Consider the following 12,969-nt stretch of genomic DNA (forward strand, 5'->3'; position numbering starts at 1 on the left):
TGTGGTAAATCATCAATTGTATTTCATATTTACATTAAAATTTTATTTTTTCAGTCATTTTTTAGTCAGGATATCCCTAAGATTGATGGCGCATGCTAATCTCGTCACACATTTTATATGTATGGAGGATGAGTTCATGCCAGGAACTAAAAAAGTCATCAGTTTTACGATTTCAGCTGCTTTACTTGCCAGCATGGCTGCTTTAACCGGGTGTGGAAATGCTGATCATAACGTTCGTACGAACAGTACACGCTATAACGCGCAAAGCACACAGCATATGGATGGTGTGAATCGTTATGGTTTAGATGGTGTAAACCGTATGGATGGTGTGAATCGTTATGGGGTTAAATCCAACGGTATGGACGGGATGTCATTGAATGAAAATGGCAACAGAACCGGACATCCAATCCGTAATCTGCAAGTCGATCGCAACTTGTCCAAACGTATATCCGAGATGCCGGATGTAAAGTCTGCGACAGTATTGGTTGGTGAACGAAATGCCTATGTAGCCGTTTCCTTGAAAGACCAAGCTAACGGAACGGGTGTTGGTGCTCCAAGCATTGACGGTACTCCGAGTGCTAATAATACAGGGCGCAACGGGAATGTACCGAGTGTGAATGGCGTTAATGGCACCAGAGGAAATCGAACTACAGGTACTACAACGCCTGGAATGACAGACAATGGAGTTACCGGGAATGGAACACCTGCACGTCGTGATGACGGTTTGTTCGGTACGATGGGTACAGGCTCGTACGGTATGTTGCGTGGCTTGACGGACAACAACAATCGCACAGATAACGGCAATAACACCATCGAGGGAGCAAGAACTGCATATGAACCAACTGATGCAGTCAAGAGCCGTATTGCTAACAAGATTAAGCAATTTGCACCTTCCATTGAACAGGTGCATGTATCGGCTAACCCGGACTTTGTTAGACAAACCTCTGACTTTACACGCAGTGTACAAAATGGTCATCCGATCAGAGGCTTGAGCAATGAAATGGTGGATGTGATTGAACGTGTATTCCCGACTTCGGCGGCTGATACAAACCGTCCAATGGAAAATACAACACCAACACGTCCACAAAATAATACGCCCGCACCGATGAATCATCGCTAATTCAAACCCTTAATTGTGAATATCCCAAAAAGAGCTATCCCATCTCGGCGAGTTACGCTGATGGAATAGCTCTTTCTTTTGCGGGGATTATATAACTATGACGATTTGCGCACTCCTTTAATCCATACACCTTGCAGATTTAAGTCGGCATCCAGCAATAAGACGTCTGCTTGTTTACCTGCTTCAAGTGAACCTGTTCGATCAGCTATGTTCAGGGATCTAGCCGGATTCAGGCTAGCCATTTGTGATGCCTCGGGGATACTCAAGCCTACATGTTGAACTAGATAACGGAAGCCCTCAATCATCGTTAGTGTGCTTCCTGCCAAAGTGACGCCATCCTCCAGTCGTGCGACACCATCCTGTACAATCACTGGCAAATCACCGAGTTTATAATGACCATCTTCCAGCCCGGTGGCTGACATGGCATCGGTGATGAGGATGAGATTATGGTCCTGCTTTAACTTGGCAAGCAGGGAAATAGCAGCAGGATGCACATGAATGCCATCTGCGATGATTTCTGCTTCAATGCGCGGATCAGCGAGTACGGCTCCCGCAGCTCCTGGCTTGCGGTGATGCAGTGGAGTCATGGCATTAAAGGTGTGCACGGCATGGTTCAGGCCCGACGATGCTGCCTGTTCAACCTCTTCATACGTAGCATCCGTATGACCGAGTGCCGCAGTAATGCCGTGGCTACGCAGCCATGCGATGAGTTCAAGGGCACCATTTTGTTCAGGCGCAAGTGTGACCTGGCGAACAAGGCCCGGATAGCGCTGCTCCCATTCTGCCACCCAAGCGAGGTTCGGAGGCACGATATGTTTCGGGTTTTGTGCTCCTGCCCAGTTCGGACTAATGAAAGGTCCTTCCAGATGCACCCCCTCCAACTGCGCATGGGGCATGGGATATGCCATGTATGTGTGAACTTCTTTTAATACCCGTTCAATTCGTTCCTTGGGCGCGGTCATAGTAGTAGCCAGCATAGCCGTCGTTCCTTGCGAACTGTGAAAAGAGGTGATTGCATCCAGCACCCTCCGATCAGAGTCCATAAAGTCCTCACCGTTACCGCCGTGAACATGAATATCAATAAAGCCTGGCAGCAGGTACCCCTCCTCCTGACGAACAACATTCGCCGCTTGTGTGGCAACTTCTTCAGGATTGCCTAAGACCAATGAGGTCCAGTCCACGGGCATATCCTCCTCTGAACCAGCGTATACAATGGATTGCCCCTCAATGATGACAACTCCGTTGGGAATGATGTCATTCCCAACGACGACTTGACCATACAATAGCTGCGGTATGTTACTGTTCATTTCATCTGACTTCATTTAAACCATCCTCCTGCTTCCTGATCCAGTAAAATAAGCACGTTGGGGTGGCATTGCAGCAGGGAAGCCGGACACTCCGTTGTGACGGGTCCAGTTAAAGCCTGCCTTATAATGTCGGCCTTCTCTGCGCCAAAGGCCACCAGCATAATTTGCTTCGCCTTAAGAATGGTGCCAACGCCCATCGTCACTGCTTGTCTGGGCACTGCATTGATATCGTCAAAAAATCGGGCGTTCGCTGAGCGCGTTCTTTCCTTCAAATCTACAACATGTGTGGCTCCGGTCAAGATGTGACCGGGTTCGTTAAAGCCGATATGGCCGTTATGACCAATGCCAAGCAATTGGAGATCCACAGGTCCATGATCCAGAATGGCCTGCTCGTGCGCTGCACATTCTGCTGTGAGATTTAGGGCATTCCCGTTAGGGACGCGTGTATGAGATATGGGAATGTCGATATGCTGAAACAAGTGCTCATTCATAAAGCTTCGGTAGCTCTGCGGATGTTCTGGGGAGAGACCAACATATTCATCAAGATTCACGGAGTAGGCGCGAGCAAAGCTCACCTGTCCCTTGCAGTACATATCCGCAAGATGTCGGTAAATGCCAATCGGCGTACTACCGGTGGCCAAGCCCAGCATAGCTTGTGGTTTGGACAGCAGCAAGCTGGCGATCACAGTGGCAGCAGTAGCGTTCAGGTTTTCACGGCTGTTCAAAATGCGAATGTTCATCTTTAGTGCCCCCCTGGTTGTTTTTTAAGCTTACTCACTTGTTGATATGAACCTTCCAATCTCGGAATATATTTGTCAAAATTCGCGCTCACCATACCTGTAAACAGGATATCTATAATATGAAGCTGGGCGATGCGGGATGCCATGTCTCCACGTCGCATTCCTTCCTCCAATGAGGAGGAAAATAGCGCAATATCCGCAAGGCTTGCCAGCGTATTGTTTCCGAAGGAGGTCAGGGATAATGTTTTGGCACCCTGTTCCTTTGCACAGCGTAGAGCCGCAATGGTCTCCTGGGTTTCTCCTGAATAAGAGACGGCAAAGGCCACATCCTCCGCTCCGAGCGAGGAGGCAGAGGTAATCTGCATGTGAGAATCTGCGAAGGCAGTGCTATTCTTGCCAATACGGATCAGCTTCTGGTAAAAATCCTGTGCCACAATCGAGGATGTTGCCATCCCATAGAGATCAATACGGCTTGTGGCTGACAGCCATGCAATGGCCTGCTCTAGCTTGCCCAAATCCAGCAACCGGGTCGTGTCTGCAATGGAGGCCGTATGGTTTGCCTGAATAGCCTGCACGATACGGGAAAGTGAATTTCCAGCCACAATGTCCTGATAGGATTCTTCACCTGTAAGGTTGGAGTGGGACAACTCGGCGGCCAGCTTCATTTTAAAATCGGGATACCCTTTAAAATGTAGTGATTTGCAAAACCGTGTAACGGTTGCGGCACTCACACCGCAACGCTCTGACAGTTCCCGAATACCCAGATGCAGCACATCCTCCGGGGCTTGCAGGATAGATTCCGCCAGCTTACGCTCTTGTACAGGCAACTGCTCCAGTCGATGGGATAATGTATGAAGAATGGGGGACATGAGCTGTGCTCCTTTAGCTATATAATGCTTTTGTGAAAAAAAGTATCATTTAATTAAATGAAATTAAGAAAAATATTTTCGTGTATATTGTAAAATAATTACGCACTTCATACAAGAGGGGAGAGGCTGATCACTTTCAAGTGTAGCTTCTATAAATGAATAATAAATGCAGAAAAATTTGTAGAAGTTATCATACATTAATTTACATTTTGCGACTTTTACTTACAAAACAACCTATTGACTTGTCTCTTCAATGGAGGAGTATAATTGAATATAGTTCCAATCAAGGAATTTTACTAGGAGCTTTTCAAAGGGCATCGTTGGACGGAAGAGTAGGATCTCATTCACAAGGAGGAGTTTGCTATGCAAAGCCAAGTGATTGAAATGATCAGCGCGGTCAAGGAAGATCCTGAATTGGTCGCTAAGCTGAATGGACATTCGGACATTATTCATGATGCGGGACTGGATTCATTGCAGTTGGTTCATTTCATGCTGCAAGTGGAGGATGCATTTGATGTGGAGATTGATTTTGATTCCTTTGAGTTGGAACATCTCCGTTCAGTAGATGCGTTTTGCAGTTACATTCAAGGAATTAGCGATGCGGAGCAAGTGTCGCACCCGGAAGGTATGGAGACAGTCTGAACGCAGGGTAGACTTTGCCTGAAAATCCATTAAACGAGGTGTTAGCATGCAGCCCAAAAGCAATGTGCTGATTGATGAGAAGGCTTTCAAGCTCATCAAGCGTAACCTGAAAAACGCTTCCGTGTCTTATCGTAACGCAACACAGGATCCGGCTTTCAAAACGGACATGCCCCAGACGATCGGTATTAAGCTGACCAACCGTTGTAATTTAAGATGTACGCACTGCTTTGAATGGAACGAGGAAGGCTATCATCACCAAATGGATAAAGAAGAACAGAATATGGATCTTGCCCCGGATATGCTTCGGCAGATTTTGAGCGAAACGAAGGAAGTGAAGTCCAGACTGTACATGTGGGGTGGTGAACCGATGTTTCACCGGCGCTTTGATGAAATTTTGGACGTGCTGGCGGAAGATCGGCGTGAAATGACCTTTTGTACAAATGGACTACTCATTGATAAATATTTGGACCGGATTTTGGATTTGTCCGAAAATCTGGAGTTGTTAATAGCGATTGAGGGTTTTGAAAAAGAACACGATTTAATACGCGGTAAAGGCACCTTTCAGAAAACAATGCGGCAGATGGATAAGCTGATTGAACTTCGCGATCAGGGATTGTACAAGGGACGGGTAACTGTCCATGCGGTCATTAACGATAACATGATCGGACGGATGTACGAATTTCTGCAAATGCTGGAGGATAAGAGGCTGGATCTGGTGCTGCTAACGTTCCCCTGGTACATTTCCAAAGAAACCTCCTTTAAAATGGATGAATATTTTACACGTAATTTCTCCTGGCTCCGACAACTTGAAGAAAAAAATATTAGTAGCTGGCATGCTTTCAAATATAAAATCAACCCGGCTAACATCGACCCTCTGATGCAGGAATTACAGCGGATCAATGAGCGGGTATGGAACATTCGCGTGCGTTATCAGCCCGGCTTGGATTATGAGGAAATTGATAAATTTATACATGGCGAGGAAATGGTCAGCCGTTGTTCCAATCATTGTTTGGCGCTCACCTCCAGAACAGATATTTTACCAGACGGAAAGGTTATGCCTTGCAAATTTTTCAGTGAGTTCACGATTGGAAGTTTGCGTGAGCACAGTCTGAAGGAAATATGGAATTCGGATGCGTATGAAAAAACCCGTCAAAAGATTAATCATGAAGGATTGACGCCGGTGTGCTCCAAATGCAGTGTGCTGTATCTGCATGGGGCAGGCTCTCTGAAATACATTTAGTTTCCTAATGAATCTCCTATGGAATATTGTTTGCTACTAGATGGAAGAGAGAGGGATGATGACAAGACGTGACGACTAAAACGATTAACCTTGTGGAAGCACTTGCTCATGAACGGGATCATGGGGTCCTGATTTGGCTGTTTAATATCGGCGCAGAGCAAGTGTGGCATCCATCCCCCCGGAAGGGGGGCATGGTAGACCGGGATGAGCAGCAGGTCGTAAACCGGATGGAGGAAATGAATCTCCTGCTATGCCGAAGTCAGGATGTCATTGTACTCCGTGAACAGCCGGATGAGGCATTTCTGGACATGCTTCAGCGGTTAGGTTTCAGCCTGCCGCGTATTGAGGTGCCAGAGCCTTCTGATCCGCTAACGCCGATTTCAGAGTTAGTACTGGCGGATGACGCACTTTTGGCACGACTACGTGCGGTTGCGGATGCAGGCCATAGCAGCGGCGGAGCCAAAGCGTGGCTCGTACCCTATGCGGTCACACCGCAGGAGGAAGCGATTGCGGAGCGTTGTGGGCTGGAGTTGATCGGTGCTCCATCTAGGGTATGCGCCCAGGTGAATGATAAAATATTTAGCCGTCTGACCGCACAAAAGCTTGGTTTTGCTGTCAGCGAGGGCGCTGTATGTGCAGACGAAGCGGCAATTCGCAGAGAATGTGAGAGACTGGCTGGCTTATCGGACGAGCCTGTGAAGCTGATTATCAAGCAGCCACACGGGGCCTCGGGACAAGGCATGTATATGCTGGACGAGCTGTCCAAGCTGGACACACTGCTGAGTGTGATGAGACGCTTCGGCGGCTCGTCATCGTCTTCTGGCGGCTGGCTGGTGGAGCGCTGGCACAATAAGCAAATGGATCTGAACTACCAGCTCTGCATTGACGAGGGCGGTGGGGTGACGATGTTTTCGCTAAAAAGGCAAAACGTAGACGGTACAGTCTATATCGGCTCCCAGGTTCCCGCTGATATTGGCGAGACGCTGGAGGAAGAAGTGAGACGGTGTGCTTATCAGTTGGGAACGTATCTCTATTCCATCGGGTATACGGGAATGGCTTCCATTGACGGTTTTGTTGACGAAGATGGTTTGCTGATTCCGGTGATCGAGATTAATGGCAGATTTACCCTGTCTACTTACATCTCGTTCCTGTCCTCTGTCTTGGGAGAACGGCATAAGACCTTGTCCCGTTATTACCGCAACGTGACCGCTACACCTCTCACCTACAGCCGTTTGTGCGGGTTGCTGGCGGAGGAAGGCTTGCTCTATACACCCGAACGGCCTGAAGGGGTGTTTGTTTATACGGCGGGTACCTTGTCTGGCATTCCTGTAAAGCGGGGCTATGTGAACCGGATTTTCACACTTATTTTGGCAGACAGTTGGCAGGAAGCGGATGCTTATGCACACAAATTGGAAGGTATCATTGCTGGATTAGGATGCTCATAAATAGGAGGGAATCGAGAATGAAAACAGACGTATACCATGCAGTACCTTTGCTGGAAAAGGTTTTGAAGCTGGCTCCCGGCGAGTTGGAACAGTTGACTCCGGATCAGGACCTGCGAACCTTGGGCCTGAATTCCTTATCCGCTGTTGAATTAATTGTAGAATTGGAAAATGAGCTTGATATTACGATGGAGGACGACGATTTGGTGCTGGAGCATCTATCTACACTGCAAGGCATTGAGCGTCTGCTGGGCAAATATGCATAAGGGCGCTGAACAGACAAGACCTATGCTGCAGTCCGATATGGGGGCACGTCATAATTCCATTGTTGATCATAGTGCAGAGGAAATCGCAAATGCTCTCCCAGGGAAGCATTGTGTATATTCTTCCCTGCGTACTTCATTGCAGAGGTATGGGGTGAACATGGCCGAAGCCGAGCTGTTCATGCTGTGTGGGAGTATGTGCGCGGAGTATGGTGGAGATTTGAAGCGCTTCGGACCGGAGAAATATCCGGAGCAGCTTCAAGAAATGGCCGCCAGTGGCGGACCGGTTATTCGAGTAGAACCGTGGGTCGAAGGAGTCAGCAATGAAACCGATCTGTTGCGGGTGCTCACATATGGTTATGGTACGATGCTGCACACATCGAGCACCGCTTTAACCTATCACGATGTATATGTGAAAAATTACCCAAGGGGTCATGTGATTGAGTTGTACGGACTGGACTTGCAAGAACGGATGGCACAGGTGAATGATAGCTTCCTGCTCGATTCCTCGGGACATGCGATGACTTATGTGGGCTCAGCCCGGCTCGACGACCTCATGCAGGGCATTATTGAGTATGCATGGCTGGTGGAGCAGCCTGTCCCGCTTTCGCCAAGGGAAATGCATGCTGCGTGTGCTTATCATATTCGTCAGTATGTGACGGGTGAAAAAGTTACAACAGACCAGCATGTCAAGCGGGGAGATGCGGGTTACCGGGCATTTGTCGGTGACTTCCATCTGTTAGAAGACATGGAGGATCAGGAGTTTCGGGCGTACTGTCATGAAATCTATTACAATCTGCGCTTGGGTAGCGCTCTTCATTTGGCGGATTATACAGCTGATTATTGCCTGCTGCATCAAGCTACGCTGGGGCCGCAAGCACAGCATATCATTGAATTGGCACAGGCGTTGTACGCGGATTGGCACAAGCTTAATCTGCATATTTACAAAACAGGACTCCAATTGCGCAAGCATCGGATGCCTGAGATTACAGAACGGGCTCTGCATTTGATTGAAAGACAGCGGCATATGCTGGAAGAACTGATGATTTTGACAGAGCAAGCAGCCGAGTAGTCCAAAGCCTTCAGTTGTATCAGGCGCGTTCATCCAGGTGTCACGCACAGAGGAAAGAGGAGGGGGATTCATTGCCGTCCATTACATTAAACCAATTGTCGAAAACGTTTACGTACTACAAAAAAGAGCCGGGCGTGCGCAAATCGTTGCAAAATTTGTTTAAGCGTGAACAGCTGACCAAGAAGGCTGTGCAAAACGTTAGCTTTAGCATTGAGGAAGGAGAAATTGTCGGATTTCTTGGTCCCAACGGGGCGGGCAAAACAACGACGCTCAAAATGCTGTCCGGTATTCTCCATCCCACGGACGGGGAGGCATCGGTACTCGGCTTTACCCCGTGGAAGCGACAAAAGGAGTTTAAACGTCAGTTTTCCATCGTGTTGGGACAGAAAAATCAGCTCTGGTGGGATTTGCCTGCAAGCGAGTCGTTCGAGCTGAACAAGCTGATTTACGAAATCGATAATACCCGTTATAAAGAGGCGCTGGATGAGCTGGTCACGCTGCTTGGGGTGGAGGAGCAGCTTCATGTGCAGGTTCGGCGGCTATCGCTCGGCGAGCGTATGAAAATGGAACTGATCGCCGCGCTGCTGCATCGCCCACGGGTCATTTTACTGGATGAGCCGACTATTGGACTGGACCTTGTTTCTCAGCGGCGAATTCGGGAGTTTTTCAAAGCCTATAACCGCACACACCGGACGACCATTTTGCTGACAAGCCACTACATGAAGGATATTGAGGATTTATGCACCAGATCCATCATTATCAGTGGAGGCAGATTGGTGTATGACGGAGACTTGCACAAGGTGAACGAGGTCATCGGTGCTCGTAAATTGCTCAAGGTTCGATTGGAGACACCTGTATCCAGTCTGGCGTTGGCGGGGCTCGGCAAGCTTCGCTCCAACTCGGAGCTGGAGGCGGTATTTGAGCTGGATGCAGACGATACGTTAACTTGGTCCAAAAAGATTTTAGATGCACTGCCTGTCGTTGATTTTACGATTGAGGACGTCCCGCTGGAAGAGGGGATAGCCAATTTGTACGATGGGGGCAGGCTGGCCGATGCGAAATAACAAATATGTAAAGGTACTCCAGCTTGGCATGCAAAACGAAATGGAGTATCGGGCCAATTATTGGCTTCAAATGGCTGGATTTATGTTGCCGATCATGACACAAATATTTCTCTGGCTTGCGGTATTCGGTTCTTCGGGACAAGCAAGTGTCCTGGGTTACTCTCTGTCTGAAATGCTGGTGTATGTAGTTATGGCAGGTGTAACTGGAAAACTGATTGCCACGGGCTTTGAATACGAAATTGCTACAGATATCAAGGAAGGCGGACTGGCAAAATTCATGGTACAGCCTGTGCATTATTTTGCTTACCGTTTTTGCCGGTTTATTGGAGGTAAAGTCATACAGTCCGCAGTTGTGCTGCTGGCGGCTGCTATTTTGCTGTTATGTCTTAGTCTGGAAGGACAAATCAGCTTCGGGCTGTCGCATATCCTGCTTTACATATTGGCGTTGCCGGGAGCGCTTGTGCTTAATTTTGTGGTCTATTACGCGCTCAGCGGCATAGCCTTTTGGGTGACGGAATCGGCAGGACTATTTTACACGCTGTCGCTGGTCATTTATGTAGCTAGCGGTACCGTGTTTCCGCTGACGATTTTTGGAGATGCTTTGGCCCGTCTGTTCAGTTTGCTGCCGTTCAGCTACACCGTATTTTTTCCGGTGAATGCGTTGACGGGCAAACTGACTGTACTGGAAGCCGCCGAAGGCATTGGCGTGCAATGGATCTGGATTGCAGTGCTGGCGGCCGTATCACGCTGGGTGTGGCAAGCCGGAGTCAAACGCTTTGTCTCGGTGGGAGGTTAACATGAAAAATGTTTTTCGAAACGTTGGACGTTACCTCAGATTGTACTGGAAGTTCGTCCAGTTTTCCGTCATGTCGCAGATGGAATATCGCATTAATTTTATAACAGCCTTTCTAGTTGAAACGGCTTATTTGCTGATCAAACTGTTGTACGCCTCGGTTCCATACCGGGCAGGGACGGACATTAACGGCTGGTCTCCTGACGCCATACTCTTATATATTGGCGTGTTTACGATGATGAGCGGATTTTACAGTGGATTATTTTACAGTAATTTTACAAGCCTGCCTGACAAAATCCGAACTGGCTCACTGGACGTGCTCATGACTAAGCCGGTATCGCTGCAATTTATGGTGACACTGCGTCAATTTGAGCTGGGCTATACTGTACCAAATGTCGTGGGCGGTGGAATCATGACAGGCATTGGCTGGTATCGTCTTGGACTGCCATTTGATGTGGAAACTGTAGGAGGATTCGCTGTGCTGCTCGGATGCGGAGTGCTTACGGCATACTCCGTATTTTTGCTCCCCCAACTGCTGGCCTTCTGGATTATCCGCACGAATGGTGTTACAGAGCTATCCAACAGCATTTTCGAGACGAACTATGTGCCAATGGCCGTGTACAGTAGCCTGATTCAGCGTATTGGCTTGTTTGTGCTTCCGGTGTTTGTCATCTGTAATTTTCCGCCCATGTTCATTCTCGGCAAAATGGAACCCGGCTTGATGCTATGGGCATTTCTCGCACCTCTCTGGCTGCTGGCGATTATTCGCCTGATATGGCAGTTTGCTCTACGTGATTATACGAGCGCGAGCCAGTAGCGCTACCGTGTAGTAGTAGGTTCATAATGAAGCAGGAAAGGAAGCGAATCATATGAATGCGATACCGAACCAGCGTCATTTATATATGGGAACGTTCGAAGCGGAGGCTTACTGGCGAGATACCGAGCTAGCTTCCCTGCCCGCCCTGCCTGATCGGGCTTCTTCTGCCATTGTAGCGGCTATGGATGAATTGCTGTTTAGCTTTTGTCAGCCGGGAGACGCCTTGTTGACACGTTTTGCCATTTCGCCCGTACATCGTCAGTATATCGCGCAGTTGGGCTTTCATCCGGCTGTAAACGAACGGGATTTGACTGACGGAATGGAACAGGCGGGCAATGTGGCGGCCGCTTCTGTTTTTGAGCTGCTGAGCAGTCGCAAGACGGATGCCGGGGGAGGTTTTCCTCAACTGGAAGGCTGCGTGCTCAGTCCGTTTGCGGGGTTGCCGCATGTGGAGGAGGCTGCACGTGCTTGGGGAATTACATTGCATCAGCCGCCGCTGGAAACGATTCGCAAGGTAAATGCCAAAACTTATTCCTCTGAGTTGAAACGCAGTCTTGGTCTGCGCAACCCTGGTCATATTGTGACTTCGTTTGCGGATGTCGCTGAAGCAGGGCGTAAACTGCTGCGGGATGGAAGCTTTTTAATCAAGGATGATTTTGGCGTATCGGGCAAAGGCAATCTGCACATCACTTCGACACAAATGCTGGACCGGGTCGTATCGTATTTGCGTGGACAGGAGCGCAAAGGCAAACGGGTACTGTTCTTGCTGGAGCCTTTTCTGGAGAAAGAGCAGGATTTTTCATGCCAATTTACGATTGGCGATGATGGGCGTGTCGACATCGTATCTGTGCAATGGCTGGCTAATACTCAATTCGCCTATCGGGAATCCCTATCGCCGGACAGGGCTTTTATGGAGCGTCTGGAGCGTGACGGCTATTTTAGCTTAATGCAGGATGTGGGACAGCAATTGTATCGGGATGGATATTACGGCGATGTATGCATAGACTCCATGACACTTCGTGGTGGAAAGCTGGAGCCCATTATCGAAATTAATGCCAGAAAGTCGATGAGTTTGATTAAGCATCAGCTCGATACCTATCTGGCCGGGAAAAATATGCGTGGCACGTTGACGAATTATTCGCTTTCCCATGATGGCAGTCTATCTTATGAAGAACTGCTGTTAGGGCTAGAAGGCGAGGGATTGCTGTTTACAGGTGAATGTGAAGAAGGTGTCATGCCTTTGGGAGCCAATACGTTATATGTAAACACAGGTGGACGTGACGGTGAGAACAGGATTGTAGGCCATACCCCTGTGCCAAGCAGAAATGCAACCGGGCGCGGAGGCAGATCATCTGCCAAGCAGGTTCGTATAAGTGGGATTGGAGCCGGCGATGGCGGATCAGAAGGGAACGGCATGGGTCAGCCTGACTTGAGTGGTACAAAAGAAGCTGATGGAAATGAACGGGCACGAGGCAAAGGCCGGCTTTATTTGGAACTGGTTGCTGCGAGTGATGAGGAAAAAATGCGATTGACTACAAAGCTGGAGCGTTTTTTGGCAGAGCGACATTTTACAGTGCTGAATTAAACGGGAGGCGTATAA

Annotated in this window: 13 protein-coding genes; 10 read left to right on the top strand and 3 right to left on the bottom strand. The window is 48.6% G+C overall.

Translation table 11 applies throughout. The features are described 5' to 3' along the window. The first annotated feature begins 136 nt into the window (after window positions 1–136). Entirely contained in the window at window positions 137–1,120 is a 984-nt protein-coding gene (locus BN1546_RS16890) for a YhcN/YlaJ family sporulation lipoprotein (RefSeq protein ID WP_090738383.1), read from the top strand. A 95-nt stretch (window positions 1,121–1,215) separates the two neighbouring features. Here the strand turns inward: BN1546_RS16890 and nagA are convergent, their stop codons facing one another. From nagA to BN1546_RS16905, 3 genes are read right to left on the bottom strand one after another with little or no spacing between them, the layout of a single operon-like run. Beyond that, window positions 1,216–2,442, bottom strand: a complete 1,227-nt coding sequence (nagA, locus tag BN1546_RS16895) for an N-acetylglucosamine-6-phosphate deacetylase (RefSeq protein ID WP_090738384.1) — start codon at window positions 2,440–2,442, stop codon at window positions 1,216–1,218. Beyond that, on the bottom strand, window positions 2,439–3,167 hold the full coding sequence (gene nagB / locus BN1546_RS16900) for a glucosamine-6-phosphate deaminase (RefSeq protein WP_090738385.1): 729 nt from the start codon (window positions 3,165–3,167) through the stop codon (window positions 2,439–2,441). The genes nagA and nagB overlap by 4 nt, the downstream gene beginning before the upstream one ends. 2 nt (window positions 3,168–3,169) lie before the next feature. After that, window positions 3,170–4,036, bottom strand: a complete 867-nt coding sequence (locus BN1546_RS16905; protein ID WP_058712477.1) for a MurR/RpiR family transcriptional regulator — start codon at window positions 4,034–4,036, stop codon at window positions 3,170–3,172. Window positions 4,037–4,399: 363 nt separating this feature from the next. Between BN1546_RS16905 and BN1546_RS16910 the strand changes: the two genes are divergently transcribed. From BN1546_RS16910 to BN1546_RS16950, 9 genes are all read left to right on the top strand, one after another. Then, the gene (locus BN1546_RS16910; protein WP_013372788.1) at window positions 4,400–4,678 is read left to right on the top strand and encodes an acyl carrier protein; all 279 of its coding nucleotides are present in this window, start codon (window positions 4,400–4,402) and stop codon (window positions 4,676–4,678) included. Window positions 4,679–4,724: 46 nt separating this feature from the next. Further along, window positions 4,725–5,918 (top strand): radical SAM/SPASM domain-containing protein, encoded by a 1,194-nt coding sequence (locus BN1546_RS16915; RefSeq protein ID WP_013372787.1) that lies wholly within the window; start codon window positions 4,725–4,727, stop codon window positions 5,916–5,918. A 68-nt stretch (window positions 5,919–5,986) separates the two neighbouring features. Continuing rightward, window positions 5,987–7,363, top strand: a complete 1,377-nt coding sequence (locus tag BN1546_RS16920; RefSeq protein ID WP_090738386.1) for a preATP grasp domain-containing protein — start codon at window positions 5,987–5,989, stop codon at window positions 7,361–7,363. 17 nt (window positions 7,364–7,380) lie between these two features. After that, window positions 7,381–7,626 carry an acyl carrier protein gene (locus BN1546_RS16925; protein WP_090738387.1) on the top strand — a complete coding sequence of 82 codons (246 nt, stop codon included), beginning with the start codon at window positions 7,381–7,383 and terminating at the stop codon, window positions 7,624–7,626. Continuing rightward, window positions 7,619–8,695 (top strand): hypothetical protein, encoded by a 1,077-nt coding sequence (locus tag BN1546_RS16930; protein WP_176702337.1) that lies wholly within the window; start codon window positions 7,619–7,621, stop codon window positions 8,693–8,695. Before BN1546_RS16925 ends, BN1546_RS16930 begins: the two co-directional genes overlap by 8 nt. Before the next feature lie 71 nt (window positions 8,696–8,766). Then, window positions 8,767–9,759, top strand: coding sequence for an ABC transporter ATP-binding protein (locus BN1546_RS16935; RefSeq protein ID WP_090738388.1), 993 nt, complete (start codon window positions 8,767–8,769; stop codon window positions 9,757–9,759). Further along, window positions 9,749–10,555: an ABC transporter permease gene (locus BN1546_RS16940; protein WP_025678798.1), complete on the top strand. Its 807-nt coding sequence runs from the start codon at window positions 9,749–9,751 to the stop codon at window positions 10,553–10,555. Before BN1546_RS16935 ends, BN1546_RS16940 begins: the two co-directional genes overlap by 11 nt. 1 nt (window position 10,556) lies before the next feature. Next, window positions 10,557–11,369: an ABC transporter permease gene (locus BN1546_RS16945; RefSeq protein WP_058830473.1), complete on the top strand. Its 813-nt coding sequence runs from the start codon at window positions 10,557–10,559 to the stop codon at window positions 11,367–11,369. Between the two features lie 52 nt (window positions 11,370–11,421). Continuing rightward, entirely contained in the window at window positions 11,422–12,954 is a 1,533-nt protein-coding gene (locus BN1546_RS16950; RefSeq protein ID WP_090738389.1) for a hypothetical protein, read from the top strand. Window positions 12,955–12,969: the final 15 nt, after the last annotated feature.

The sequence above is a fragment of the Paenibacillus sp. Mc5Re-14 genome (genome assembly GCF_001049835.1).
GTDB classification, from domain to species: domain Bacteria; phylum Bacillota; class Bacilli; order Paenibacillales; family Paenibacillaceae; genus Paenibacillus; species Paenibacillus polymyxa_C.

Bases quoted from the DNA above. Each gene is read 5' to 3' on its own strand.
- BN1546_RS16890 (WP_090738383.1), top strand. From the start codon at position 137: ATGCCAGGAACTAAAAAAGTCATCAGTTTTACGATTTCAGCTGCTTTA.
- nagA (WP_090738384.1), bottom strand. From the start codon at position 2,442: ATGAAGTCAGATGAAATGAACAGTAACATACCGCAGCTATTGTATGGT.
- nagB (WP_090738385.1), bottom strand. From the start codon at position 3,167: ATGAACATTCGCATTTTGAACAGCCGTGAAAACCTGAACGCTACTGCT.
- BN1546_RS16905 (WP_058712477.1), bottom strand. From the start codon at position 4,036: ATGTCCCCCATTCTTCATACATTATCCCATCGACTGGAGCAGTTGCCT.
- BN1546_RS16910 (WP_013372788.1), top strand. From the start codon at position 4,400: ATGCAAAGCCAAGTGATTGAAATGATCAGCGCGGTCAAGGAAGATCCT.
- BN1546_RS16915 (WP_013372787.1), top strand. From the start codon at position 4,725: ATGCAGCCCAAAAGCAATGTGCTGATTGATGAGAAGGCTTTCAAGCTC.
- BN1546_RS16925 (WP_090738387.1), top strand. From the start codon at position 7,381: ATGAAAACAGACGTATACCATGCAGTACCTTTGCTGGAAAAGGTTTTG.
- BN1546_RS16930 (WP_176702337.1), top strand. From the start codon at position 7,619: ATGCATAAGGGCGCTGAACAGACAAGACCTATGCTGCAGTCCGATATG.
- BN1546_RS16940 (WP_025678798.1), top strand. From the start codon at position 9,749: ATGCGAAATAACAAATATGTAAAGGTACTCCAGCTTGGCATGCAAAAC.
- BN1546_RS16945 (WP_058830473.1), top strand. From the start codon at position 10,557: ATGAAAAATGTTTTTCGAAACGTTGGACGTTACCTCAGATTGTACTGG.
- BN1546_RS16950 (WP_090738389.1), top strand. From the start codon at position 11,422: ATGAATGCGATACCGAACCAGCGTCATTTATATATGGGAACGTTCGAA.